This is a genomic window from Streptomyces sp. NPDC043878 (assembly GCF_056435735.1).
In genome coordinates this window covers 220,233-243,135 of the sequence record NZ_JBWKDW010000007.1, presented here as the reverse complement: position 1 = coordinate 243,135, position 22,903 = coordinate 220,233, and the positions used below count along the sequence as shown (strand labels likewise).

Below are 22,903 nucleotides of genomic sequence, written 5' to 3'. Positions count from 1 at the left end.
CGGCCACGGACGGCCCGCGCTCCGCGACGGCGGTCAGACGGCCTGCCGGAACCGTGACGTCCGGTGGACGGGGTCGGTGTCGATCTTCGGGATGACGTGCTCGCCGATCAGCCGGATCGTCTGGAGGGTCTCCTCCTTGGGCACGCCGACCGGCAGCCCGAAGCTGAGCTGGTCGGCCCCGGCCTGCTCCCACCGCTTGCACTGGGTGAGGACCTCGTCGGGGTCGCCGCAGATCAGCAGTTCCTCCTCGACGAGGAGCTCGACGAACTCGGGGGTGTACTCCGGGAGGGTCTCCGGCCAGACCGGGAAGCCCTCGGGGCGCGGGAAGGTGTCGTGGTAGCGGAAGACGAGGGAGGGCAGGTAGTGCAGCCCGCCGCCGGCCGCGATCCGGATGGCCTCGTCGTGCGTGGGGGCGCAGATCGCGGTCGTCGTCACCATCACGTTGTCGTTGACGAAGTCCCCGATCGGTTCGGCGTTCACGACCGCCGTCTTGTACTGCTCCAGCACCCATTCCATGTCGGAGACCTTCTGGATGCTGAAGCCGAGGACCCCGAGGCCCTTGCGGGCGGCCATGGCGTACGAGGGCGGCGACCCGGCGGCGTACCACATCGCGGGGTGCGACTTCCCGTACGGCTTGGGCAGGATCTTGCGCGGCGGGAGCTGCCAGTGCTTGCCCTGGAAGCCGGCGTACTCGTCCTGGAGCCACATCTTGGGGAACTCCGCGATGGTCTCCTCCCAGATCTCCTTCGTGAAGTTCATGTCGGTGATGCCGGGGAGGAAGCCGAGGATCTCGTGTGAGCCCGCGCCGCGGCCGCTGCCGAACTCGAAGCGGTTCTCGGTGAGGTGGTCGAGCATGGCCACCTTCTCGGCGACCTTGACCGGGTGGTTGACCTGGGTGAGGGGGTTGAAGATGCCCGAGCCGAGGTGGATGCGGTCGGTGGCGTGGGCGAGGTAGCCGAGGAAGACGTCGTTGGCGGAGAGGTGCGAGTACTCCTCCAGGAAGTGGTGTTCGGACGCCCAGGCGTACTTGAAGCCGGACCGGTCCGCCTGGATGACGTACTCGGTCTCCTCCATCAGCGCCTTGTGCTCGGCGAGCGGATCGGTCTCGGCCCGCTTGCCCACGTATCCCTGTACAAAGAGCCCGAATTCCAAGGAGGTTCACCGTCCCCAGTCTGTTACCGGCGTCCAGCCGACCTGACGGACCGTCAGATCAGTATCTGGGCCGACTGTGGCACCGCACCCATGGACCGTCAAGAGCTGACGGTCACTCAGATGAGGCTGACGCCCGCCAGCCAGCCCCCGTCGATCACGAACGGCTGACCGGTGATGTAGGAGGAGTCCTCGCAGCTGAGGAAGAGCGCGAGGCGGGCCACCTCCTCCGGCCGGCCGACCCGGCCGAGCGGCACGAGCCCGCGGTACAGCCCCTCCAGGGCCCTGGCCGTCTCCTCGACGTCCGCCGTGGGGTCGAGCAGGGACGGGTTGGACATCGGGGTGTCGATCGCGCCCGGGCACATGGCGTTGACCCGGATGTGCCGTCCGGCCAGCTCCAGGGCGGCGACCCGGGTGAGGCCGAGGATCGCGTGCTTGGTCGCCGTGTAGGTGCCCACCGCCGCCATGCCGGTGACGGCCGTGTAGGAGGCGGTGTTGACGATGGTGCCCCCGCCGGCGGCGGCGATGTGCGGGGCGACGGTCTTGATGCCGAGGAAGCAGCCGACCTGGTTCACCCGCACGACCTGCATGAACTCCTCTACCGGGGTGTCGAGCAGGGCGTTGAACCGCAGGATGCCGGCGTTGTTGACCAGCCCGTCGATCCTCCCGTACGCCTCGTTCGTGGCGGCCACCGCGGCCGTCCAGTCCGCCTCCCGGCCGACGTCGAGATGGACGTAGCGCGCGTCCAGTTCCTTGGCCAGGTCCTCCCCCTGGTCGTCCAGCACGTCCGCGACGACCACCCGGGCGCCCTCCTCCCGGAAGAGGCGTGCCTCCTGTTCGCCCTGTCCGCGTGCCGCGCCGGTGACGATGACGACCCGTCCGTCCAGCTTGCCCATGTGGTCTCCCTAGAGGTGAGGAGCTGTGTCGGCGCCGAACGCCGCCATCTGGTCGATCAGTTCGGTACGGCTGCGGCTGCGGAAGCGGACCTGGATCTGGTCCACGCCCATCGCGCGGTAGGCGCGCAGGGAATCGGCGAGTTCCTGCGGGGCGCCGGTGAGGGTGCGCCGGCCCACGTCCCAGCCGGGGGCGCCGACGTACAGCGGCTCGGTGATCGCGCCGACGGTGAACGGCCCTTCGGCGCCGGCCTCGGCCCGCAGCCTCCTGAGCGTGGCGATCTGCCCCGGCAGCCGGTCGCGCGGGTCGCCCTGCGGGAGCCAGCCGTCGCCCTTGAGCGCGGCCCGGCGGACGGCGGCGGGTGAGGAGCCGCCGACCCAGAGGGGGACGCGGGCCTGTGCGGGGCGGGGCCGCTGGCCGAGGCCCCCGAAGTCGTACAGCTTGCCGTGGTGTTCGGGGTACTCCTCCGGGCCGAGGGCCGCGCGCAGGGCGTCCATGGTCTCGTCGAGGACGGCCCCGCGCCGCTCGAAGTCCACCCCCAGCACCTCGAACTCCTCCCGCACGTGCCCGGCTCCGACGCCGAGGACGAGCCGGCCGCCCGACAGGTGGTCGAGGGTGGCGTACTGCTTGGCGGTGAGCAGCGGGTGGCGCAGGGCCACGACGGCGACGTGGCTGAGCAGTCGGACGCGGTCGGTGACCGCGGCCAGGTGGGCGAGGGTGGCGACGGGGTCGTACCAGACGGTGCTCATCGCGGGTGCCAGCCGCCGCGGTATCGCCACGTGGTCGCAGACGGCGACGTATCCGAAGCCGGCCCGGTCGGCGGCGCGGGCGATCTCCACCAGGTCGGCGGGCCCGGCGCCGGCCTCCCAGGGTTCGGCGTAGATCGTGCTCTGCGACTGCACGGGCAGCTGGATGCCGTACCCGATCGGGGAGTTCACCGGGCGCCGCCCGGCCACAGCCCGTCCGCCGTGAGCCCCAGCAGGCCGATCGCGTTGCCCCGGACGATCCGCTCGACGACATCGGCGTCCAGGTGGCCCATCTGCGCCTCGCCGACCTCGCGGGACTTGGGCCAGGTGGAGTCGGAGTGGGGGTAGTCCGTCTCGTAGAGGACGTTGCCGACCCCGATGGCGTCGAGGTTGCGCAGTCCGAAGGCGTCGTCGAAGAAGCAGCCGTAGACGTGCTCGGCGAACAGTTCGGACGGCGGGCGGTGGACCTTGTCGGCGACCCCGCCCCAGCCGCGGTTCTCCTCCCAGACGACGTCCGCGCGCTCCAGGATGTAGGGGATCCAGCCGATCTGCCCCTCGGCGTACATGACCTTCAGGCCGGGGAAGCGCTCGAACTTCCCGCTCATCAGCCAGTCCACCATCGAGAAGCAGCAGTTGGCGAAGGTGATGGTGGAGCCGACTGCGGGCGGGGCGTCGGCGGAGGTGGACGGCATCCGGCTGGAGGAGCCGATGTGCATGGCGACGACCGTGCCGGTCTCGGCGCAGGCGGCGAGGAAGGGGTCCCAGTCGTCGGTGTGCACGGACGGCAGCCCGAGGTGCGGCGGTATCTCGGAGAAGGCGACGGCGCGGACCCCGCGGGCCGCGTTGCGCCGGACCTCCCGGGCGGCGAGTTCGGCGTCCCACAGCGGGACGAGGGTGAGCGGGATCAGCCGGCCCCGTGCGTTCGGGCCGCACCACTCCTCCACCATCCAGTCGTTGTAGGCCCGCACGCACAGGATCGCGAGTTCGCGGTCCTTCGCCTCGGTGAAGGTCTGGCCGCAGAAGCGCGGGAAGGTCGGGAAGCACAGGGCGGACTGGACGTGGTTGACGTCCATGTCGGCGAGCCGCTGCGGGACGTCGTGGGAGCCGGGGCGCATCCGCTCGTACGTGATGATCTCCAGCTTGATCTCGTCCCTGCCGTAGCCGACGGCGGTGTCCAGGCGGGTGAGGGGGCGGTGCAGGTCCTCGTAGACCCACCAGTCGCCCACCGGCCCGTCGTCGCCCGGCCGGCCCATGACGGGCTTGAACCTGCCGCCGAGGAAGGTCATTTCCTTCAGCGGGGCCCGGACGATGCGCGGGCCGGTGTCGAGGTACTTCTTCGGGAGCCGGTCCTGCCACACGTTCGGGGGTTCGACGGTGTGGTCGTCGACCGAGATGATCAGCGGAAACGCGCCGCCCTGGGAGTCGTGGGTGTCCATGGCACCTCACGGTAGCGCTGATCTGACGACCCGTCAGCTGTGCGGGCGGCGCCCGCTGCGGCCCTTCCCGTCCGGAACCGTGCGGAGATCCTGTGTGGGCTCTGTGCACCCCCGTGCGCCTGCCTGTGATCGCCGTCTCCCACGGCTGACGCATCTGCCATGAACAAGGCAAACTGGCGTCGTTGCTCACTGTTTCTAGGGGGACGGCGATGGACGTACCGCAGGCACCAGGGGCGCCGCAGGTGCCCGAGGTACCGCGCGTACCGGAGCAGAGGCGTCCCGACTCCGCCACGGAGTCGGCGGTGCTGCGCTTCGGCGTGCTCGGTCCGGTGCGGGCCTGGCGCGGCGAGGACCAGCTCAACACCGGCTCCCCCCAGCAACGCGCGCTGCTCGCCGCGCTCCTGCTCCGCGAGGGCCGCACCGCGACCGCGGCCGAGCTGATCGACGCCCTGTGGGGCGACGAGCCCCCGCCGCAGGCACTGGCCGCGCTGCGCACCTACGCCTCCCGGCTGCGCAAGGTCCTCGACGCCGGGCTCCTGGTGAGCGAGTCCGGCGGTTACGCGGTGCGGGGTCTGCGCGAGGGGGGGCTGGACCTCGCCGTGGTGCAGGAGCTGGCCGCCGAGGCGGAGAAGTCCCGCGCCGCCGGCGACCTGTGCCACGCCCGGGACGTCCTCGGCCGGGCGCTGGGGCTGTGGGACGGGGAGGCCCTCGCGGGAGTGCCGGGACGCTACGCCGAGACGCAGCGGGTCCGGCTGGAGGAGTGGCGGCTGCAACTCCTCGAAAGCCGCCTGGACATGGACCTGGAGCAGGGCTGCCACGCGGAGGCCGTGTCCGAGTTGACGGCGCTGACGGCGGCCCACCCGCTGCGGGAACGCCTGCGTGAGCTCCTGATGCTGGCGCTGTACCGCAGCGGCCGGCAGGCGGAGGCCCTCGCGGTGTACGCGGACACCCGGCGGCTGCTGGCCGACGAGCTGGGCGTGGACCCCCGCCCGGGCCTGCGCGAACTGCAGCGGCGCATCCTGCGGGCCGACCCCGCGCTGGCCGAGCCCCCCTCGGCCCCGCAGCCCGAGCCGGCCGCGGCGCCGGTCCGCCCCGCCCAACTCCCGGCGACCGTACCCGACTTCACCGGACGGTCCGCGTTCGTCACCGAACTGGGCGAGGTGCTGGCCTCGGCGGAGGGCCGGGTGATGGCCGTCTCGGCGCTGGCGGGCATCGGCGGTGTCGGCAAGACGACCCTCGCCGTGCACGTGGCACACCAGGCGCGCGGCGCGTTCCCCGACGGCCAGCTGTACGTCGACCTCCAGGGCGCCGGGTCGCGGGCCGCGGAACCGGAGACCGTGCTCGGGTCCTTCCTGCGAGCCCTGGGCACACCGGACGCGTCGATCCCGGACTCCCTGGAGGAACGGGCGGCCCTGTACCGCTCGGTCCTCGACGGCCGCCGGGTCCTGGTCCTGCTGGACAACGCCCGGGACGCGGCGCAGGTACGGCCGCTGCTGCCGGGCACCGAGGGCTGCGCGGCGCTGGTCACGTCACGGGTGCGGATGGTGGACCTGGCCGGCGCGCACCTGGTCGACCTGGACGTGATGTCGCCCGACGAGGCCCTGTCCCTGTTCACGAAGATCGTGGGCCGCGAACGGGTCGCCTCGGAGCGCGAGGCCGCCCTCGACGTGGTGGCCGCCTGCGGTTTCCTGCCCCTCGCGATCCGCATCGCGGCCTCCCGGCTCGCGGCCCGCCGCACCTGGACGGTGTCCGTGCTGGCCGCGAAACTGGCGGACGGGCGGCGCCGGCTCGACGAACTCCAGGCCGGCGACCTCGCGGTCAAGGCCACCTTCGAGCTGGGCTACGGGCAGCTGGAGCCCGCCCAGGCGAGGGCGTTCCGGCTGCTGGGGCTCGCCGACGGGCCGGACCTCTCGGTGTCGGCGGCGGCCGCCGTACTGGATCTGCCGGCCGAGGAGACCGAGGACGTCCTGGAGGGCCTGGTCGACACGTCCCTGGTCGAGTCCGCGGCGCCCGGCCGGTACCGGTACCACGATCTCGTACGGCTCTACGCGCGTGCGTGCGCCGAACGCGACGAACCGCCGGGCGAGCGGGACGGCGCGCTGTCGCGGCTGCTGGACTTCTACCTCGCCACCGCGGCCGGGGTGTACGCGATCGAACGGCCCGGCGACCGGCTGGTGGACCACCTCACCGCCACCGAGCACCCCGGGCTGACGTTCCCCGACCGGCGCGCGGCCCGGGACTGGCTCTACACCGAGGCGAACTGCCTGCTGGCCGTCGCCCGGCAGTCCGCGGCCGGCGCCGGCAGGCTGCGGCGGGCGGTCGACCTGCTGTGGGCGGCCCTGGACCTCTCGGAGTCCGGCGCCAACCCCCGCGAGTACGAGGCCACCGCACGGGCGCTGCTGGAGGCGGCCCGGCAGGGCGGCGGGCCGCGGGTCGAGGCGCGGGCCCTGATGACGCTCGCCCACGCGCACGTCGACGGCGGCCGGTTCGACCTGGCCGACCAGGAGGCCGAGCAGGTCATCCGCCTCGCCCGGGAGGCCGGCGACCTGCTGCCGGCCGGCTGGGGCCGCAACGCCCGCGGCATCATCGCGCTGTACCAGGGCCGCAACGCCGACGGCGAGGAACACCTCTCCCAGGCCATCGAGCACTTCCGCACGCTCGGCGACCGCCCCGGCGAGGCGAGCGCCCTGTGCAACCTCTCCCGCATCCACCTGGCGACCGGACTGACCGGCAGCGCCGTCGCGCTGGCCCAGCAGGGCATGGAGATCTACGACGCGATGGGCAACTCCATGCGCGGCGCCAACGGCCGCTACGCCCTCGGGATGGCGCTCACCCAGAGCGGCCGGCTCGACACCGCCGCCGAACGCCTCCTGGAGGCGCTGGAGGTGTTCCGCGAGAGCCGGCAGCGTCTGTGGGAGGGCATGACGCTGTTCCGGCTGGCCGAAGTGGACATCGCCGCACGGCGGTTCGCCCAGGCCGCCCCCAACGCGGAGACCGCTCTGACGGTGCTGCGGGGCATCGGGGGCGAGTGGCGGCGCGGCAACGTCCTGACCGTCCTCGGCCACGCGCTCACCGGCATCGGCCAGCGGGACCGGGCCCAGGTCTGCTGGCAGGAGGCCCTGCGCATCTACGAGGAGCTGGGCTCCGCGGAGGCGGCGGCGGTGCGCGAACTGGTGGCTCCGGCACGGACGGTGTGAGGCGCCGACCGCGCGTTCATCATTCGTTTATCGCCGGGGGCGATGCTCTGACCAGTCGATCCGTCGCGTCGGGGGGCAGACGGGTCACTGGTGAGGGCCGCGCATCCGCGCACTAGGGTGAGCGGCTCGGGAGGCCCGTCCGGCCACCCTCGGGGGAGTGACCGGACGGGCCTCACCGACCTACTGACGAACACACCGAGTGGAGCCAGCACATGAGCGAAGAGACGGTCATCAAGCCTCAGGACATGCACGCCACGGGGACGGCCGGCACCACGGCCGCGACCACGGAGACCCTGTCCGCCGACACCACGGCGGCCACCACGGCCACCGCCACCACGGGCGACATGCACGCCACCGACGAGCCCGTCACGACGAAGGACATGCACGCGACGTCGGAGCCCTTCAAGCCGACGAAGTAACGCCGTCCGGACGGGGGTTCGGGGGAGACGGGGGCCGGGTTCGGGGGAACCCGGGAGAACCGGATCGGGGGATCCGGGGACGACGGGGATCGGGGGATCGGGGGATCCGAGGAATCGGGGGATCGGGGGACGACGGGGATCGGGGGATCCGAGGAATCGGGGGATCGGGGGATCCGAAAGATCGGGGGTGCGGGGGATCGGGGGATTTCGAGATCCGGTGGGCCAGGTCCGGGGGGACCGCGTCCGGGAGTCGGGTCCGGGGGGACCTGATTCGCGGGGCCAGGGGGCAGGTCCGGGGGGACCTGGCTCCGGGGACCGGGGACGCGGGGGAACGGGGGACACGGCGGCGCCGGGGAACGGGGGAACGGGGGAACGTGCGACGGGGGTTCGGCCGCGGTGGCGTGGAGGGGAAGCCACCGCGGCCGAAGCACGTCCGGAGGCTTGTGGGCACGGAGCGCCGTGCGCTGAACTCCTGCACGACACCGGTCAGTTCATTGCAGCGCTCCACCGGGTGACTCTGAACCGCGAGGTTCACCGTCGCAGTTCGCCCTTCACCACCTTGCCGCTCGCGTTGCGCGGCAGCTCGGTCACGAACTCGACCGTGCGCGGGACCTTGTAGTTCGCCATCTCCCGGCGGGCCCAGGCGATCAGCTCGTCCGCGGTCAGGACGGCACGCGGCCGGCGCACCACGTACGCCCGGCCGACCTCGCCCAGTCGGGCGTCGGGGACGCCGATCACCGCCACGTCGGCGACCCCGGGGTGCAGGCCGAGCAGTTGCTCTATCTCCGCCGGGTAGGCGTTGAAGCCGCCGACGATGAACATGTCCTTCACCCGGTCGGTGATGCGCAGGTTGCCCGCCGGGTCCAGGACGCCGACGTCGCCGGTGCGCAGCCAGCCGTCGGGGGACAGCACCTCCCGGGTGGCGGTGTCGTCCTCGTAGTAGCCGCGCATGACGTTGAAGCCGCGGACGAGGATCTCCCCCGGGACGCCCGGCGCCACGGCCGCTCCACCGGCGTCCACCACCCTGACCTCCGTCCCGGGGATGGCCCGGCCCGAGGTGGCGGCGATGACGGTCGGGTCGTCCCCGCGACGGCACATCGTGACGATGCCACTGGCCTCCGAGAGGCCGTAGGCGGTCAGGACCGTGCCGACGCCGAGTTCTCCCCGCAGGCGTTCCACCAGCCGCAGCGGGACCACCGCGGCGCCGGTGACCACCAGCCGCAGCGCGGTCAGGTCGTGGGTGTCGCGGGCCGGGTGGTCGAGGAGCGACTGGTGCAGGGTGGGCGGACCCGGCAGGACCGACACGCGTTCCGCCGCGATGTTCGCCAGCACCGTGCCCACGTCGAACACCGGCTGCGGGATCATCGTCGCGCCGCGCATCAGACAGGCCACCACGCCCGCCTTGTAGCCGAAGGTGTGGAAGAAGGGGTTCACGATCAGGTAGCGGTCGCCTGGGGCCAGCCCGGCCAGGTCGCTCCACACCTCGTACGCCCGCAGGGTCTGCGCGTGGGTGATCACCGCGCCCTTGGGGCGGCCGGTCGTGCCGGAGGTGAAGACGATGTCGGAGGGCATACCGCCGTCGATCGTCGAGGCGCGCGCCCGCACCTCCGCCGCCGACACCGACTCCCCGGTGGCCAGGAAGTCCTTCCAGGTCAGGAAGTCGGCCGGGGCGTCGTCCGCCAGTACCACCACCTGCTCCAGCGCGGGCAGCCCGGGCAGGGGCCCGTCACCGGAGCCCTCCCCCGCCGCCTCACCCGCCGCGCGCCGCAGCGACGCCACGTACGACGTGCCGAGGAACGTGCCCGTCACGAACAGCAGCCGTGCCCCGCTCCGGCGCAGCACGTACGCCGCCTCCGCGCCCTTGAACCGGGTGTTCAGCGGCACCAGCACCGCCCCCGCCGACACCGCGCCCAGCGCGGCGACGATCCAGTCCAGCGAGTTCGGGGCCCAGACGCCCACCCGGTCGCCGGCCGTCACGCCGTTGGCGAGACACGCGGCCGCCGCGCGTTCCACGCGGGCGCCCAGCTCCGCGTACGTGATCCGGGTCCGGCCCTCGACGACCGCCTCCACGTCCGCGTGCCGCTCGGCCGCCGACCGGACCAGGCCCGGGATGGTGCCCCACTCCACGTCTCCGCGCACAACCGGCCTCCCGCCCACTAGCTGACTGACCGTCAGATTAGCTGTAACCTGACGGCCTGTCAGCTGCCTGTCGGTGTGCGGAGGGATGCCCAGCATGGCCGGACTCAAGGACGCCACCGCGATCGTCGGCATCGGCCGGACGCCGTTCGCCAAACGGCTCCCCGAGGACGAGAAGACGCTCGCCTGCCGGGCCGTGCTCGCCGCCCTCGACGACGCCGGGATCGCGCCGGGCGAGGTGGACGCCCTCGCCTCCTACACCATGGAGGAGACCGACGAGGTCGAGCTGGCCAAGGCCGTCGGCTTCGGCGACCTCACCTTCTTCAGCAAGGTCGGCTACGGCGGCGGCGGTTCCTGCGCCACCGTCGCCCATCTCGCCGCCGCCGTCGCCTCCGGGCAGGCGACGGTGGGGGTCGCCTGGCGCTCCCGCAAACGCGGCTCCGGGCCCCGCCCCTGGGCCAGTACGGCCGTCCAGCTGCCCACCCCCGGCCAGTGGACGCGCCCCTTCGGGCTGCTGCGGCCCGCCGACGAGATAGCCATGCTCACCCGTCGCTACATGCACGAGTACGGCGCGACCCGCGACCACCTCTTCAACGTCGCCCTCGCCTGCCGCAACCGGGCCAACCAGAACCCGGCCGCGATCATGTACGACCGCCCGCTCACCCGCGAGATGTACATGACCTCCCGCTGGATCAGCGAACCCCTGTGCCTGTTCGACAACTGCCTGGAGACGGACGGTGCGTTGGCCTGTGTGGTCGTCGGCAGGGAGCGGGCCCGTGACTGCCGCCGCAGGCCCGTGTACATCCACTCCGCCGCCCAGGGCCTGCCCGCCCAGCACCACGGCATGGTCAACTACTGGAACGACGACCCGCTCACCGGCCCCGCCTGGACGGCCGCCCGGCACCTGTGGAAGCACGCCGACCTCACCCCCCAGGACGTCGACGTCGCCCAGATCTACGACGCCTTCACCGCCCTGATCCCGCTGTCGCTGGAGGGCTACGGTTTCTGCGGCCGGGGCGAGGGCGGCGCGTTCACCGAGGGGGGCGCCCTGGAGACCGGCGGGCGGCTGCCCATCAACACCGGCGGCGGCGGCCTCTCGGAGGCGTACGTCCACGGCTTCAACCTGATCACCGAGGGCGTGCGGCAGCTCCGCGGGACCAGCACCGCGCAGGTCCCGGACGCCGCCACCTGCCTCGTGACCGCCGGCGAGGGAGTCCCCACCTCCGCCCTGCTGCTGACCACCTGAGGAGTTGAGGAACGGCATGCTGGCCCCCGTCACCGACACCGACGGCGCCCCCTTCTGGCGCTACGCCGCGCAGGGCGAACTGCGCGTCCAGTCCTGCTCCGGCTGCGGCGAACTCCGCTTCCCGCCCCGGCCGTGCTGCCCGCGCTGCGCGTCCTTCGACAGTCACTGGCAGCGCGTCGAGGGACGCGGCCGTGTCTGGTCCTACGTCGTCCCCCACCCGCCGCTCCTGCCGGACTACGCGGAGCAGGCGCCGTACAACGTCGTCGTCGTGGAACTCGCCGACGCCCCGCGCGTCCGGCTCGTCGGGAACGTGGTCGCCGAGGCCGGGGCGCGCCTTGACTCCGTACCCCCGGAACGTCTGCGTATCGGCGCGCGGGTGCACGTCGTCTTCAGCCCGGACGGGCTGCCCCAGTGGGTCCTGGAGCGGCCGTGAGCGTGCGGGTCGACGCCGACAAGGACACCGGTGTCGCCGTCGTCACCCTCGACCGGCCCGCGCGGCTCAACGCCATCGACCTCGCCATGCGGGACGAACTCGTCGGCGTGTGGAGCGCGTTGCGGTTCGACGACGCGGTGCGGGCGGTGGTGCTGACCGGGGCCGGGGAACGTGCGTTCTGCACCGGCCTGGACCGGGACACGGTCGTGCCGCAGCCGAACTCGCCCTACATGACGGACGATCCGCTGCTGCGGGTCGGCCCGAAGGCCAACGACCTGTGGAAGCCGGTCATAGCGGCCGTGCGCGGGATGGCCTGCGGGGGCGCCTTCTACCTGCTCGGGGAGTCGGAGTTCCTCGTCGCCGACCCGACGGCCTCCTTCTTCGACCCGCACACCACCTACGGGATGGTCAGCGCGTACGAGTCCGTGCTGATGGCGCAGCGCATGCCGCCCGGAGAGGCCGCGCGGATGGCGCTGATGGGCACGGCCGAGCGGATGTCGGCGCGGCGCGCCCACGAGGTCGGGCTGGTGTCCGAACTCACCGAGCCCGGCGGCGCGTTGGCGGCGGCACTGGCCTGCGCCGAGGTCATCGCCGACTGCCCGCCCGAGGCCGTGCAGGGCACCGTGCGCGCCCTGTGGGCGGCCAGGGAGGCGCCGCTGGCCCAGGGGTTCGCGCAGGCCCCGCACCTGATCGCGCTCGGCAACCTCCCGGGCGAGCGCCAGACCGAGCTGTTCGGGCGGCGGGGACGCGAGTTCCGGCTGCGCTAGGAGGCTCCCCACCGGGGCGGACCGAGGCCGGGCGGACCACCGGGTCCGGTCCGACCACCGGGTCCGGTGGGGGACCGCCGGGTCCCGCGTTCGCGGTCAGGCGGTCCGTGCCGTGCCCGTGCCCTTCTCGGCGTCCAGGGCGTACACGCAGCGGTCCTTGCTGCACGCGTACACCACGCCGTCCTTGACGACCGGCGAGCCGGTGATCTCCCCGCCGGTCGCCAGTTTCCACCTCAGGCGTCCGTCGTCGGCCTTCAGCGTGTAGAGCAGGTGGTCCGTGGAGCCGAAGTGGATACGGCCCTCGGCCACCACGGGGGCGCCGACGATGTCGCCGCCCGCCTGGAAGCGCCACTTGGGGGTTCCGGTGACGGCGTCCAGGGTGTACAGCCCCTTTCCGCTGCCCACGTGCACATGGCCCGCCGCCACGAGGACGGGGTCGGCCGACGCCCGGGCCTCGGTGGCGATGCGCCAGCGGTCGCGGCCGTCGGTGGCGTCCAGGGCGTAGACCGTGCCGAGGTAGTCGGCGAGGTAGACGCCGCCGCCGGTGACCGCGGGGCCGGGCACGAAGGCCGGGGCGCACAGGAAGGCGGCCGGTGCCTCGAAGTGCCAGCGGACATGGCCGCTCGCCACGTCGACGGCCAGCACGCGGGTGCCGGCGGAGACGTAGACGTAGCCGTCGGGCGCGGGCGCCACCCGCACCGGCACCCCGCCGCAGGAGGCCGCGTCGCCGATCGGGTACGACCAGCGCTCCTCACCCGAACGGGCGTCCAGGGCGCGCAGCCGGGCGTCCTGCCACACGTACACCGTGCCGTCGTGCAGGGCCGGTCCGGCCTCCGGGGACTCGAAGTCGGTCTGGACGCCGGTCAGCTCCCACAGTTTCTGGCCGCTGGACGCCTCCCACGCCTGTACGCCGCCACCGCGGGTCCCGGTGACCACGGTCCCGCGGTCCGCCTTCAGCGAGTACACCCAGGCGTCCGTCGACAGCCGCCACAGGTCGCCGCCCTCGCGGGCCTCCAGGGCGAACAGGGTGGGCCCGTCGGAGGCGTGGACACGGCCGTCCGCGACGGCCATCGACCAGGCCACGTCCCGCGTCTTGAAGCGGCGGCGGCCCGTACCCACGTCGAGGGCGTGCACCTCGAAGGAGGTGACGTAGACGAGGTCGCCGGCGACCGACGGGGTGCCCCACACGTCGTTCGACATCCGGAACCGCCACGGGCGCCAGCCGGCCGCGGTCTCCGGGGGTACCGGCGGGGGCGCGGGTACGGCGGGGCCCACGGCACCGTCCGTGCCGTTGACGCCGGGGCGGGGTCTGGACCAGGCGGCGGCCAGGCCGGCCTCCGGCGGAGGCGCCTTCACGGCGGCGGCGCGGGCGTCGGCGACGCGCGGTCCGGGCCCGATCGGCACCTGGGCGCCGGCCAGCCGCACGGGGCCGGTGTCGGGCGCCCCCACGGGCACGGGGATGACGGGGTCGCGCGAGGGCGGGGGCGGTACGGGGGCGACCCGGCCGCCGGCACGGCCGCCCTGGGCCGGCTGGAGCGCGAGCCGGCCGCCGCGGCGGGTCTCGATCAGGGTGACCGCCCGCTCGGGCAGCCACGCGGACGCCGTACCGCTGTCGTCGGAGCCGGAGCCGAAGAGGTGGGGGGCCAGCTGGGCCTGGAGGTCGGCCGGGTTGGGGCGGTTCTTCGCCTCCATCTGCATGCAGGACTCGATCAGCGGGCGCAGTTCGTCCGGCAGGCCCTCCAGGTCGGGGCCCTCGCGCAGCAGCATGAACACCGTCTCGACGGGGTTCGCGCCGTGGAAGGGGGCGTGTCCGGTGGCGGCGAACACCAGCATGGAGCCGAGGGAGAAGACGTCACTGGCGCCGGTGACGCTGCGGGAGTCCTTCGCCTGCTCCGGGGACATGTAGGCGGGCGTGCCGACGGCGACGTTCGTCATCGTCAAACGCGTGTTCGAAACGCCGGAGGCGATGCCGAAGTCGATGACCCGCGGCCCGTCCTCGACCACCAGCACGTTGGAGGGCTTCAGGTCGCGGTGGACGAGCCCGGCGCCGTGGATCGACTGGAGCGCCTCGGCGACACCGGCGGCCAGCCAGCGCACCGCCTGGGCGGGCATCGGCCCGCACTCGTTCACTATCTCCTCGAGGGAGGGCGCGGGCACGTAGGCGGTCGCCAGCCACGGCACCGCCGCGCGCGGGTCGGCGTCGACCACGGCCGCCGTGTAGAAGCCGGAGACCGCGCGGGCGGCCTCGACCTCCCGCGTGAAGCGGACGCGGAAGAGCTGATCCTCGGCGAGCTCCGTCCTGACCGTCTTGATCGCCACGCGCCGGCCGGACGCCGAGCGCGCGAGATAGACCAGCCCCATGCCGCCGGCACCCAGCCGTCCCAGCACCTCGAACGGCCCGATCCGCCGCGGATCGTGCTGCGTCAGCTGATCCACCACTTGCCTGCCACCTCCCCGTACGAGCCGCGCCACCCACATATGTACGCGACCCCGTGCAGCGTCTCACCACCGCACCGCCCTGGCGGCACGCACCCCGATTCTTCCTGTCCGGGGCACTGGTTGCGAACTCGGGGAAAAATCGGGGTGTCTCGCCGCATCTGCGGACATAAGTCCGCCGTTCAGCGCTGGAGAACGGCGAACGACGCCCCCTGGTTGTCCGAGATCACGGCCACTCTTCCGTACGTGGCCCCGAAGGGCGGCACCTGGACCCGCCCGCCGAGCCGCTGGGCCGTCGCGAGCGCGGCCTCGCAGTCGTCGACCCGGAAGTGGACGAGGAAGTGCGGCGGCATCTCCGCCGGGAACACCTCGGCGACGGACGCGCGGCCGAAGTCGGGTTCGGCGTCCGGCCCGAACAGGGCGTCGTGGAAGAGCTCGCCGTAGAAGGCGTTGGCGGTCTCGGTGTCCCGCGCGTACAGCTCGGCCCAGGCGAAGGTGCCCGGTTCGTGCCGCGCGCCGAAACCGGGGTGGCGGCCCGGCTGCCAGATGCCGAAGACGGCGCCCTCGGGGTCGGCGGCCAGTCCGGCCGCGCCCAGGTCACCGGCCGGCACGGGCGCCGTGACGACCTGCCCGCCGGCGGCGGCGATCCGCCGGGCCAGCGCCCGGGCGTCCGGGGTGGCGAAGTACACCGTCCAGACGGTGGGCATCCGGCCGTCCGCCTTGCGGACGAGCGCGCCGACGGGCTCGCCGTCCCGCAGCGCCCACACGGGCGAGCCCGGCAGCTCCGCCCGCTCCTCGAAGGTCCACCCGAAGAGCTCACCGTAGAACCGCCTGCCCGCCGCCGGGTCGGGAAGCTGGGCGTCGATCCAGCAGGGGACGCCCTCTCCGTACGCGGATGCCCTGTTTTCGGCCATGCCGACAACGTAACGGCGTCTCGCCCACCTCGCAGACCAGGCGCGCCACCCTCCGCGCCCCCTCGCACCCCATTTGCAGTCGGCCGAATCGCGCTCCCCTCACCCCTCGGTAAGCTGACGTCATGACAGGACAAGTGCGTACCGTCGACGGCCGCGTGGCCGGTCGGCGTGGGCAGGCGACCCGGCAGAAGCTGCTCGACTGCCTCAGCGAGATGCTCAGCTCTTCCCCCTACCGGGACGTCAAAGTCATCGATGTCGCCCGGAAGGCGGGCACTTCGCCCGCCACCTTCTACCAGTACTTCCCGGACGTCGAAGGCGCCGTCCTGGAGATCGCCGAGCAAATGGCCACTGAGGGCGCCGGGTTGACCGAGCTGCTCGCGGGCAGGTCGTGGGTCGGCAAGGCCGGCTGGCAGACCGCCCAGGAACTCGTGGACGGCTTCCTGGAGTTCTGGCGCCGCAACGAGGCGATCCTCAGGGTGGTCGACCTCGGCGCGGCCGAGGGCGACAAGCGGTTCTACAAGATCCGCATGAAGATCCTGAACTCGGTGAACAACTCCCTCGCGGACTCCGTCGCCGAACTCCAGTCCAAGGGCAAGGTCGACAAGGACGTGAACCCGGGGGCGGTCGCGGGAGCGCTGGTCGCGATGCTCGCGGCGGTCGCCTCGCACCAGAAGGGCTTCTCGACCTGGGGCGTCAAGCAGGCCGAACTCAAGCCCAACCTGGCCTTGTTGGTGTACCTGGGTGTGACCGGCAAGAAGCCGACGAGATAGCCGGTCCGGCCCTTTTTCCAGTCCCGAAGTCCTGTCTGCCAGGCGGTGGTTCACTCCGGTGAGCCACCGCCTGCCGCACGTCCGGCGGGAGTTGACGCCGGAGAGCGCGGCCGACGGACCCCGGCCGGCCCCCGCGGACCGGTTCAACCGCCCGGCCGACGGACCCCGGCCGCTCCCCGTCGACGGGTTCAGCGGCGGACCAGCCTGAACAGCCGTATCTCGCGCTCCACCCGCGCCTGGTACGTGGCGTACGGCGGCCAGAAGCGCAGCACCTCCCGCCAGGCGGCCGCCCGCTCCTCCCCCGCCAGCAGCCGGGCGGTGACCGGCAGGTCCGCGCCCTTCCAGCTGATCTCGGCCTCGGGATGGGCGAGGAGGTTGTGCGTCCAGGCGGGGTGTCCGGGCCGGCCGAAGTTGGACCCGACCAGAATCCAGCTCCGCCCGTCCTCCTCGGGCATGCAGGCGAGCGGCGCCCGCCGGACGAGCCCGCTGCGCGCACCGGTCGAGGTCAGCACGATCCCCGGCAGCATCTGCGCGCTGAGCAGCACTTTCCCGCGGGTGAGCCGGTGGACGGCACGGTCGAGCGCCGGGATGACGTACGGCGCCACCCGGGCGAAGCCGCGGGTCGAGGACACCTTCTGCACCACGCGCACGCCGACGGTCATCACACGCTCACCTCCGGGGTCTCGAACAGACGGGCTCCGGCGGCGGCCCGCTCCCGCAGCCGGTGGACCGGCCCGAACAGCAGTTCGTCTCCGCAGGCCCGCTTGAAGTACAGGTGGGCCTCGTGCTCCCAGGTGAAACCGATGCCGCCGTGCAGCTGGATGCCCTCGGCGGCGGCGGTCCGCAGCGCCTCCAGGGCCTGCGCGAGGGCGAGGGGGCCGACCCGCTCGCCGCCCGGGGCGGCCCAGGCCGCGTAGTAGGCCGCCGAGCGCGCGGCCTGCACCTGCACGTACACGTCGGCCAGCCGGTGCTTCACGGCCTGGAAGGACCCGATCGGCCGCCCGAACTGCTCGCGCTGCCGGACGTGCCCCACGGTCTGCTCCAGTGCCCGGTCGGCGGCGCCGACGGCCTCGCAGGCCAGCAGGGCGGCGACCCCGTCGCCGGTCCGGGCGAGCGCCGCCAGGACCTGGTCGCCGTCCTCGTCCCCGAGCAACCGCGCGGACACGTCCCGTAGTTGCAGACGCGCCTGCGGGCGGGTCGCGTCCAGCGCGGTCTGCCGCACGCGGACGAGCCCGGGGGCGTCGCCGGGCACGAGGAAGAGCAGGGTGCGCGAACGGGCGAAGCCCCCGGCGTGGGCGGCGACGAGCAGCAGGTCGGCGCTGTGCCCGTCGAGCACCTGGTCGACCTGCCCGTACAGCCGCCAGCCGTCGCCCGCGCGCCCGGCCTGGACACCGCCCGCCCGTCCGCCGCCCGCCCAGTCGCCGGTGTTGGGGCCGGTGAGCGCGAGGACGGTGGCGAGCCGCGCGCCGGGTACGGCCAGTGCGGCGGTCAGCGCGCCGGAGGCGATCCGGGGCAGCAGTTCGGCCCGCTGCGCCTCGGTCCCGAGCGCGAGCAGCAGGGGCGCGGCGAGGGCGGCGGTGGCGAGCAGCGGGGAAGGGGCGAGGAACCGGCCCGTCTCCTCGCCGGCCAGGGCGAGTTCGGTGACGGAGCAGCCGACCCCGCCGTACGCCTCGGGCAGGGCCAGTCCGGGCAGTCCGAGGCCGCCGGCGAGGGCGGCCCAGAGCGCCGGGTCGTGACCGGTGGGGCTGTCGACGGCGGCCCGCACCTCCGCCGCCGATCCGCAGCGACGGTGCAGCAGTTCGCGGAGGGTACGGCGGATCTCGTGCTGCTCGGCGGTGAAGCCGGCGTCCATGGGGGACCTCCTCCGGATCTGACGGTCCGTCATGTTAGGGCGGCCCGCCCGTGATGCCCAGAGGTACGACACCTGCCGCCGAACACCACATCTGATGTACCGTCAGATTCATGATGGCGGGACCGACCGGCCGTGGCGTCGCGATCGTCGGCGTGGCCCTCTCCGACTGCGGCCGCGTGGACGACGCGACCCCCTACGCCCTGCACGCCCAGGCGGCGCGCCGGGCCCTCGCCGACTCCGGCCTGGAGCGCGGGCTCGTCGACGGCTTCGCCTCGGCGGGCACCGGCACCCTCGCCCCGGTCGAGGTCGCCGACTACCTGGGCCTGCGCCCCACCTGGGTCGACTCCACCTCCGTGGGCGGCTCCACCTGGGAGGTCATGGCGGCCCACGCGGCCGACGCGATCGCCGCCGGGCACGCGAACGCGGTCCTCCTCGTCTACGGCTCGACGGCCCGCGCCGACATCAGGGCGGGCCGCCGCACCGGGAACCTCTCCTTCGGCGCCCGCGGCCCCCTCCAGTTCGAGGTGCCGTACGGCCACACGCTGATCGCCAAGTACGCGATGGCCGCCCGCCGCCACATGATCGAGTACGGCACGACGATCGAGCAGCTGGCGGAGGTCGCCGTCCAGGCGCGGGCGAACGCGGCCCTCAACCCGGAGGCGATGTTCCGGGAGCCGGTCACCGTGGACGAGGTCCTGTCCGGCCCGATGATCGCCGACCCGTTCACCAAGCTGCACTGCTGTCTGCGGTCCGACGGCGGGGCGGCGGTCCTGCTGGCGGCCGAGGAGTACGTACGGGACTGCCGTACGGCCCCGGTGTGGGTCCTCGGCACCGGCGAACACGTCTCGCACGCGAGCATCTCGGAGTGGGACGACTTCACGGTCTCCCCGGCCGCGGTGAGCGGCCGGCTTGCCTTCCAGCGGGCCGGAGTGGGTCCCGAGGAGATGGACTTCGCGGAGATCTACGACGCGTTCACCTACATGACCCTCGTGACGCTGGAGGACCTGGGCTTCTGCGCGAAGGGCGAGGGGGGCGCCTTCGTCGAGAAGGGCCGGCTGCGGGTCGACGGTGGCGCACTGCCCGTGAACACGGACGGCGGCGGCCTGTCGGCCCAACACCCGGGCATGCGGGGCCTGTTCCTGCTGGTGGAGGCTGCACGGCAACTGCGCGGAGAGGCTGGCGCACGGCAGGTGCGCCGAGCGGACGGAAACCTGCCGCGACTCGGGGTGGCGTCGGGGACGGGCGGCTGGTTCTGCTCGGCGGGGACGGTGGTACTGGGGCGGGAGTGAGTCGGCGCGGCCGGGGATCGGGGTGGGCGGAACCGAGCCGGTGCGACGGGTGGTGGCGCTGGGGAGGGACTGCCCCGGCCACCCGAAAACCCGGTGCGCGCCCGGCCCGTCCGGCGCTACCGTTCTCCACGTGCAGGTGCGCAGGCAGCGGCTACTTCTCCTGTCAAGAGCGTGACGCGGGTTCGAATCCCGCCGCCGGCTTCATGCCGGTGTCGTCCAGCGGCCCAGGACGCGTTGTCGCCGTCGCCGACCTCGATCTCTGCACACCTACGGCACGAGCCGCCCGCCACGGGGGAATGAGGCGGGCGGCTTCGTGACAATGGGGGTATGGGAACGGAACTGCACGACATCCTGAGGTCACTGCGGGTGTGGGACCCGGAGGTGACCGACCTGCCGCCCTTCGACCCGGCGGCGGCCCCCGCCGAACCCCTGCCCCTCTTCACCACCTGGATCGCGGAGGCGGTCGCGGCGGGCGAGCGCGAGCCGCACACGATGACGCTGGCGACGGCCGACGAGCACGGTCGCCCGGACGCCCGGATCGTCATGCTGCACGGCGCCGACCCGGACGGCTGGGCCTTCGCCACCCACGCCACCAGCCGCAAGGGCCACCACCTCGCCTCCCGCCCGTACGCCGCGCTCACCTTCTACTGGCCGGTGCTGGGCCGCCAGGTCCGGCTGCGCGGCCCGGTCACCCTCGCCCCCGCCGCGGAGGCACAGGCTGACCTGCACGCCCGGTCGACGGGCGCGCTGGCGTCCGCGCTCACCGGACGGCAGAGCGAGGTGCTGTCCTCGGTGGAGGAGCTGGCGAAGGCGTCGCAGGCGGCCTGGGAACAGGCCGAACGGCACCCGGAGGCCGAGGCCACGACCTGGACGCTGTACCGGCTGCGCCCGGACGAGGTCGAGTTCTTCCAGGGCGACCCCCGCCGCCGTCACGTCCGCCTGGCGTACCGCCGCCGGCCGGAGAACTGGACCAGGGAACTCCTCTGGCCGTGAGCGGCGGATTCGTCCGGCGGGCCGGCGCCCCCTTGTTCTGCTGCCTGCTGAACCTCGGGGCGGCCTTCCGGTCGATGACGTCGGAAGCGAGGTGAGGTTGCCGGCCAGGTCGTAGCAGTACTGCCAGGAGTCGGCGATCGCACCCGCCTTCTCCTCCTTGGCGTAGGAGAAGCGGCCCGCCCCGTCCGTCACCGTCGTACCAGTACTCGACCTTCACCGTGTTCGGCGAGGTGACGGTGCGGATCCGGTCGAGGTTGTCGTAGGTGTAGGTGACCGTGACACCACGGGCGTCGGTGACGGTCTTGGTACGGCCCAGCGCGTCGTAGGTGAAGGTGGTCTTGCCGGGGCCAGCCCTGTCAATCGCCGGCGCTTCCCTCCCGGAGATATCCGCACGCCCCCGCACGCGGCAGTACGGCCCACATGCGGGTGCCTCCGCAGGGTTCCCGGTCGCCGCCGATGCCCCAGTCCCCGCGGCAGTCCCGGACCACCCGGTCCAGGACGCGCAGCGACAGCCGCCGGGACAGGACGCAGATCGCGCCCATCCGGGCGTCAGGGTGCGGTGGGTGACCGTCGTAGAGGGTGACGCGCAGGGCGTCGTACCGGTAGCGCAGCGACACGTACAGCTCACCGGCGGGCGAGAAGAGGCAGGCGCACGCGGCGAGTTCGCCCACCACCTGCACGACGGCGTCGGTCGCCTCGGCCAGGTCGTGCGCCCGCAGGACCATCCGGGTCGCGGCGCGGGCGATGCCCGGACTTCGTGGGGTCGCGGGGAGCGTGAAGCTGCAGGACAGCGACTCGGGGCGGCTGGGGGCGTCGGTGGTGGTGGCGGCGGTCGGGGACTGGCAGGAACCGGTGTCGAGGTGCACGGCAACTCCCTTGTCGTGTGCGGAGGGAAGTCCCGGTGGCCTGTCTCCCTGACACGCACCCGCCCCTCCCAGGGGAGGAGATGCCGGGCGAGTACGTGTGATGCGCTTCCGGGAAGGTCGTGACGGTTCTGTGGTCGACCTGTTGCAGACGGTAGCGGAATTGTTGGCACACGTGCCACATGAAAGTCCACATTGCCTCTAACGAGTTGGACCGGTGCGCCCTCGCCCCGGCAGACTGAGGCTCGGTCAAGCGAGAGAAGGGGTGCTGATGCCGACACGTGCCACGCCGAGTGAGCGCCAGAAGCGCCTGGGTGCCGAGTTGCGCAACATGAGACTCGCAGCGGGCAAGACCACCGAGCACGCAGCCGAGCTGCTCGGGCTGGACCGGACGAAGGTGTCCAACATGGAGACCGGTGTCCGCATCACCTCTCCCGAGCGCATCCGTGTCCTTGCCGGCGACTACGACTGCGCCGATCAGGACTACGTCGAGGCCTTGGTCGCCATGGCGGAATCCGGCAAGCGAGGCTGGTGGGATCAGTACCGGGGCATTCTGCCGCAAAGGCTTTTGGATGTGGCCGAGTTGGAATGGTTCGCGACCCGACTGCAGACTCTGCAGACCGTGCACATGCCTGGCCTGCTTCAGCTGAGCGGGTACGCCCGAGCCATCTTCGACGCGGCGCTGCCCCCACTCCCCAAGTCGGAGGTCGAGCTACGGGTGGCGCAACGCGCCCAGCGGCAGCAAGTGCTGGAGCGGGACAACCCTGTCGACTACGTCGCGTACGTCCATGAATGGGCCCTGCGCATGCAGTTCGGTGGTAGACGTACCACCCGGGAGCAACTGCAGCACCTGTGCGAGATGTCCGAGCGGGAGAACGTCGAGGTCCGCGTCCTCACGGTCGAGGTCGGCGCCTTCCCGGGCGCGGGGCATGCCGTGCTGTACGCCCACGGGCCCGTCCCCGCGCTGGACACCGTGCAGTTGGACTCCGCTCATGGCGGGGAGTTCACTCACGCTGAGCCTGAACTCGCCAAATACCGTGCCCACATGGACTGGTGGCACTCCAAGTCACTGGCATCACCAGCCTCGCGCGACCTCATGCACACCATCGCCCGCGAACTCTGAGGACCGACCATGGGAACCGAGATCACCTGGGAAGAGCCCTTCTGCGCCGAAGGCAACAACTGCTTCCGCATAGGCACCGACCCCACCGGCAACGCCTACATCGCCGTCGCCGGGCAGGAGGACCGTCCCCTCACGGACACCCGGGACGCCCTCCGCACACTCATCCTGGAGATCAAGGCGGGCAAGGCGGATCACCTGCTGTAGCCGGGATCACGGCAACCATTCCGGGTTCGGCGACCA

The 22,903-nt window shown here is 72.8% G+C and carries 20 protein-coding genes and 1 tRNA gene; 11 read left to right on the top strand and 10 right to left on the bottom strand.

What is annotated here, in order from left to right; genetic code table 11:
* Window positions 1–33: 33 nt before the first annotated feature.
* From AC07AZ_RS12855 to AC07AZ_RS12840, 4 genes are all read right to left on the bottom strand, one after another.
* Complete coding sequence (locus AC07AZ_RS12855; RefSeq protein WP_478846803.1) at window positions 34–1,152, bottom strand: LLM class flavin-dependent oxidoreductase; 1,119 nt, start codon at window positions 1,150–1,152, stop codon at window positions 34–36.
* Between the two features lie 116 nt (window positions 1,153–1,268).
* Window positions 1,269–2,045, bottom strand: a complete 777-nt coding sequence (locus AC07AZ_RS12850; protein ID WP_478846801.1) for an SDR family NAD(P)-dependent oxidoreductase — start codon at window positions 2,043–2,045, stop codon at window positions 1,269–1,271.
* Between the two features lie 9 nt (window positions 2,046–2,054).
* A complete protein-coding gene (locus tag AC07AZ_RS12845) occupies window positions 2,055–2,981 on the bottom strand; it encodes an LLM class F420-dependent oxidoreductase (protein ID WP_478846799.1) in 927 nt (308 codons plus the stop codon).
* Entirely contained in the window at window positions 2,978–4,225 is a 1,248-nt protein-coding gene (locus AC07AZ_RS12840; protein WP_478846797.1) for an amidohydrolase family protein, read from the bottom strand. The genes AC07AZ_RS12845 and AC07AZ_RS12840 overlap by 4 nt, the downstream gene beginning before the upstream one ends.
* A 209-nt stretch (window positions 4,226–4,434) precedes the next feature.
* Between AC07AZ_RS12840 and afsR the strand changes: the two genes are divergently transcribed.
* Window positions 4,435–7,422, top strand: coding sequence for an SARP-family global regulator AfsR (afsR, locus tag AC07AZ_RS12835; protein ID WP_478846795.1), 2,988 nt, complete (start codon window positions 4,435–4,437; stop codon window positions 7,420–7,422).
* 212 nt (window positions 7,423–7,634) lie between these two features.
* Window positions 7,635–7,841: a hypothetical protein gene (locus AC07AZ_RS12830; protein ID WP_478846793.1), complete on the top strand. Its 207-nt coding sequence runs from the start codon at window positions 7,635–7,637 to the stop codon at window positions 7,839–7,841.
* 531 nt (window positions 7,842–8,372) lie between these two features.
* Here AC07AZ_RS12830 and AC07AZ_RS12825 read toward each other — a convergent pair.
* Window positions 8,373–9,980, bottom strand: a complete 1,608-nt coding sequence (locus tag AC07AZ_RS12825) for a FadD3 family acyl-CoA ligase (protein WP_478846791.1) — start codon at window positions 9,978–9,980, stop codon at window positions 8,373–8,375.
* A gap of 94 nt (window positions 9,981–10,074) precedes the next feature.
* Here AC07AZ_RS12825 and AC07AZ_RS12820 point away from each other — a divergent pair, with 94 nt between their 5' ends.
* Genes AC07AZ_RS12820 through AC07AZ_RS12810 form a run of 3 tightly spaced genes read left to right on the top strand, consistent with a single transcriptional unit; the run spans window position 10,075 to window position 12,423 of the window.
* Entirely contained in the window at window positions 10,075–11,223 is a 1,149-nt protein-coding gene (locus tag AC07AZ_RS12820; RefSeq protein WP_478846789.1) for a lipid-transfer protein, read from the top strand.
* A 16-nt stretch (window positions 11,224–11,239) separates the two neighbouring features.
* Window positions 11,240–11,656, top strand: coding sequence for a Zn-ribbon domain-containing OB-fold protein (locus AC07AZ_RS12815; RefSeq protein WP_478846787.1), 417 nt, complete (start codon window positions 11,240–11,242; stop codon window positions 11,654–11,656).
* Window positions 11,653–12,423, top strand: coding sequence for an enoyl-CoA hydratase/isomerase family protein (locus AC07AZ_RS12810; protein WP_478846785.1), 771 nt, complete (start codon window positions 11,653–11,655; stop codon window positions 12,421–12,423). Before AC07AZ_RS12815 ends, AC07AZ_RS12810 begins: the two co-directional genes overlap by 4 nt.
* Window positions 12,424–12,519: 96 nt before the next feature.
* Here the strand turns inward: AC07AZ_RS12810 and AC07AZ_RS12805 are convergent, their stop codons facing one another.
* Together AC07AZ_RS12805 and kbpA are read right to left on the bottom strand one after the other, a co-directional pair.
* The gene (locus AC07AZ_RS12805) at window positions 12,520–14,862 is read right to left on the bottom strand and encodes an outer membrane protein assembly factor BamB family protein (RefSeq protein WP_478846783.1); all 2,343 of its coding nucleotides are present in this window, start codon (window positions 14,860–14,862) and stop codon (window positions 12,520–12,522) included.
* A 179-nt stretch (window positions 14,863–15,041) separates the two neighbouring features.
* A complete protein-coding gene (gene kbpA, locus AC07AZ_RS12800) occupies window positions 15,042–15,773 on the bottom strand; it encodes an AfsK-binding protein KbpA (RefSeq protein ID WP_478846781.1) in 732 nt (243 codons plus the stop codon).
* 134 nt (window positions 15,774–15,907) lie between these two features.
* Between kbpA and AC07AZ_RS12795 the strand changes: the two genes are divergently transcribed.
* Window positions 15,908–16,543 carry a TetR family transcriptional regulator gene (locus AC07AZ_RS12795; protein ID WP_478846907.1) on the top strand — a complete coding sequence of 212 codons (636 nt, stop codon included), beginning with the start codon at window positions 15,908–15,910 and terminating at the stop codon, window positions 16,541–16,543.
* A gap of 188 nt (window positions 16,544–16,731) precedes the next feature.
* On the opposite strand, the gene AC07AZ_RS12790 is transcribed toward AC07AZ_RS12795, so the two are convergent.
* Together AC07AZ_RS12790 and AC07AZ_RS12785 are read right to left on the bottom strand one after the other, a co-directional pair.
* The gene (locus AC07AZ_RS12790) at window positions 16,732–17,205 is read right to left on the bottom strand and encodes a nitroreductase/quinone reductase family protein (protein ID WP_478846779.1); all 474 of its coding nucleotides are present in this window, start codon (window positions 17,203–17,205) and stop codon (window positions 16,732–16,734) included.
* Entirely contained in the window at window positions 17,205–18,395 is a 1,191-nt protein-coding gene (locus AC07AZ_RS12785) for an acyl-CoA dehydrogenase family protein (protein ID WP_478846777.1), read from the bottom strand. The genes AC07AZ_RS12790 and AC07AZ_RS12785 overlap by 1 nt, the downstream gene beginning before the upstream one ends.
* 110 nt (window positions 18,396–18,505) lie before the next feature.
* Between AC07AZ_RS12785 and AC07AZ_RS12780 the strand changes: the two genes are divergently transcribed.
* From AC07AZ_RS12780 to AC07AZ_RS12770, 3 genes are all read left to right on the top strand, one after another.
* Complete coding sequence (locus tag AC07AZ_RS12780; RefSeq protein WP_478846775.1) at window positions 18,506–19,684, top strand: thiolase C-terminal domain-containing protein; 1,179 nt, start codon at window positions 18,506–18,508, stop codon at window positions 19,682–19,684.
* 132 nt (window positions 19,685–19,816) lie between these two features.
* Window positions 19,817–19,885, top strand: a tRNA-Ser gene (locus tag AC07AZ_RS12775).
* A 126-nt stretch (window positions 19,886–20,011) separates the two neighbouring features.
* A complete protein-coding gene (locus tag AC07AZ_RS12770; RefSeq protein WP_478846772.1) occupies window positions 20,012–20,677 on the top strand; it encodes a pyridoxine/pyridoxamine 5'-phosphate oxidase in 666 nt (221 codons plus the stop codon).
* Window positions 20,678–21,033: 356 nt separating this feature from the next.
* Here AC07AZ_RS12770 and AC07AZ_RS12765 read toward each other — a convergent pair whose 3' ends face one another.
* A complete protein-coding gene (locus AC07AZ_RS12765; protein WP_478846770.1) occupies window positions 21,034–21,543 on the bottom strand; it encodes an ATP-binding protein in 510 nt (169 codons plus the stop codon).
* Between the two features lie 268 nt (window positions 21,544–21,811).
* Between AC07AZ_RS12765 and AC07AZ_RS12760 the strand changes: the two genes are divergently transcribed.
* Window positions 21,812–22,663: a helix-turn-helix domain-containing protein gene (locus tag AC07AZ_RS12760; protein WP_478846768.1), complete on the top strand. Its 852-nt coding sequence runs from the start codon at window positions 21,812–21,814 to the stop codon at window positions 22,661–22,663.
* A gap of 9 nt (window positions 22,664–22,672) precedes the next feature.
* Window positions 22,673–22,867, top strand: a complete 195-nt coding sequence (locus tag AC07AZ_RS12755) for a hypothetical protein (protein ID WP_478846766.1) — start codon at window positions 22,673–22,675, stop codon at window positions 22,865–22,867.
* Window positions 22,868–22,903 lie beyond the last annotated feature (36 nt).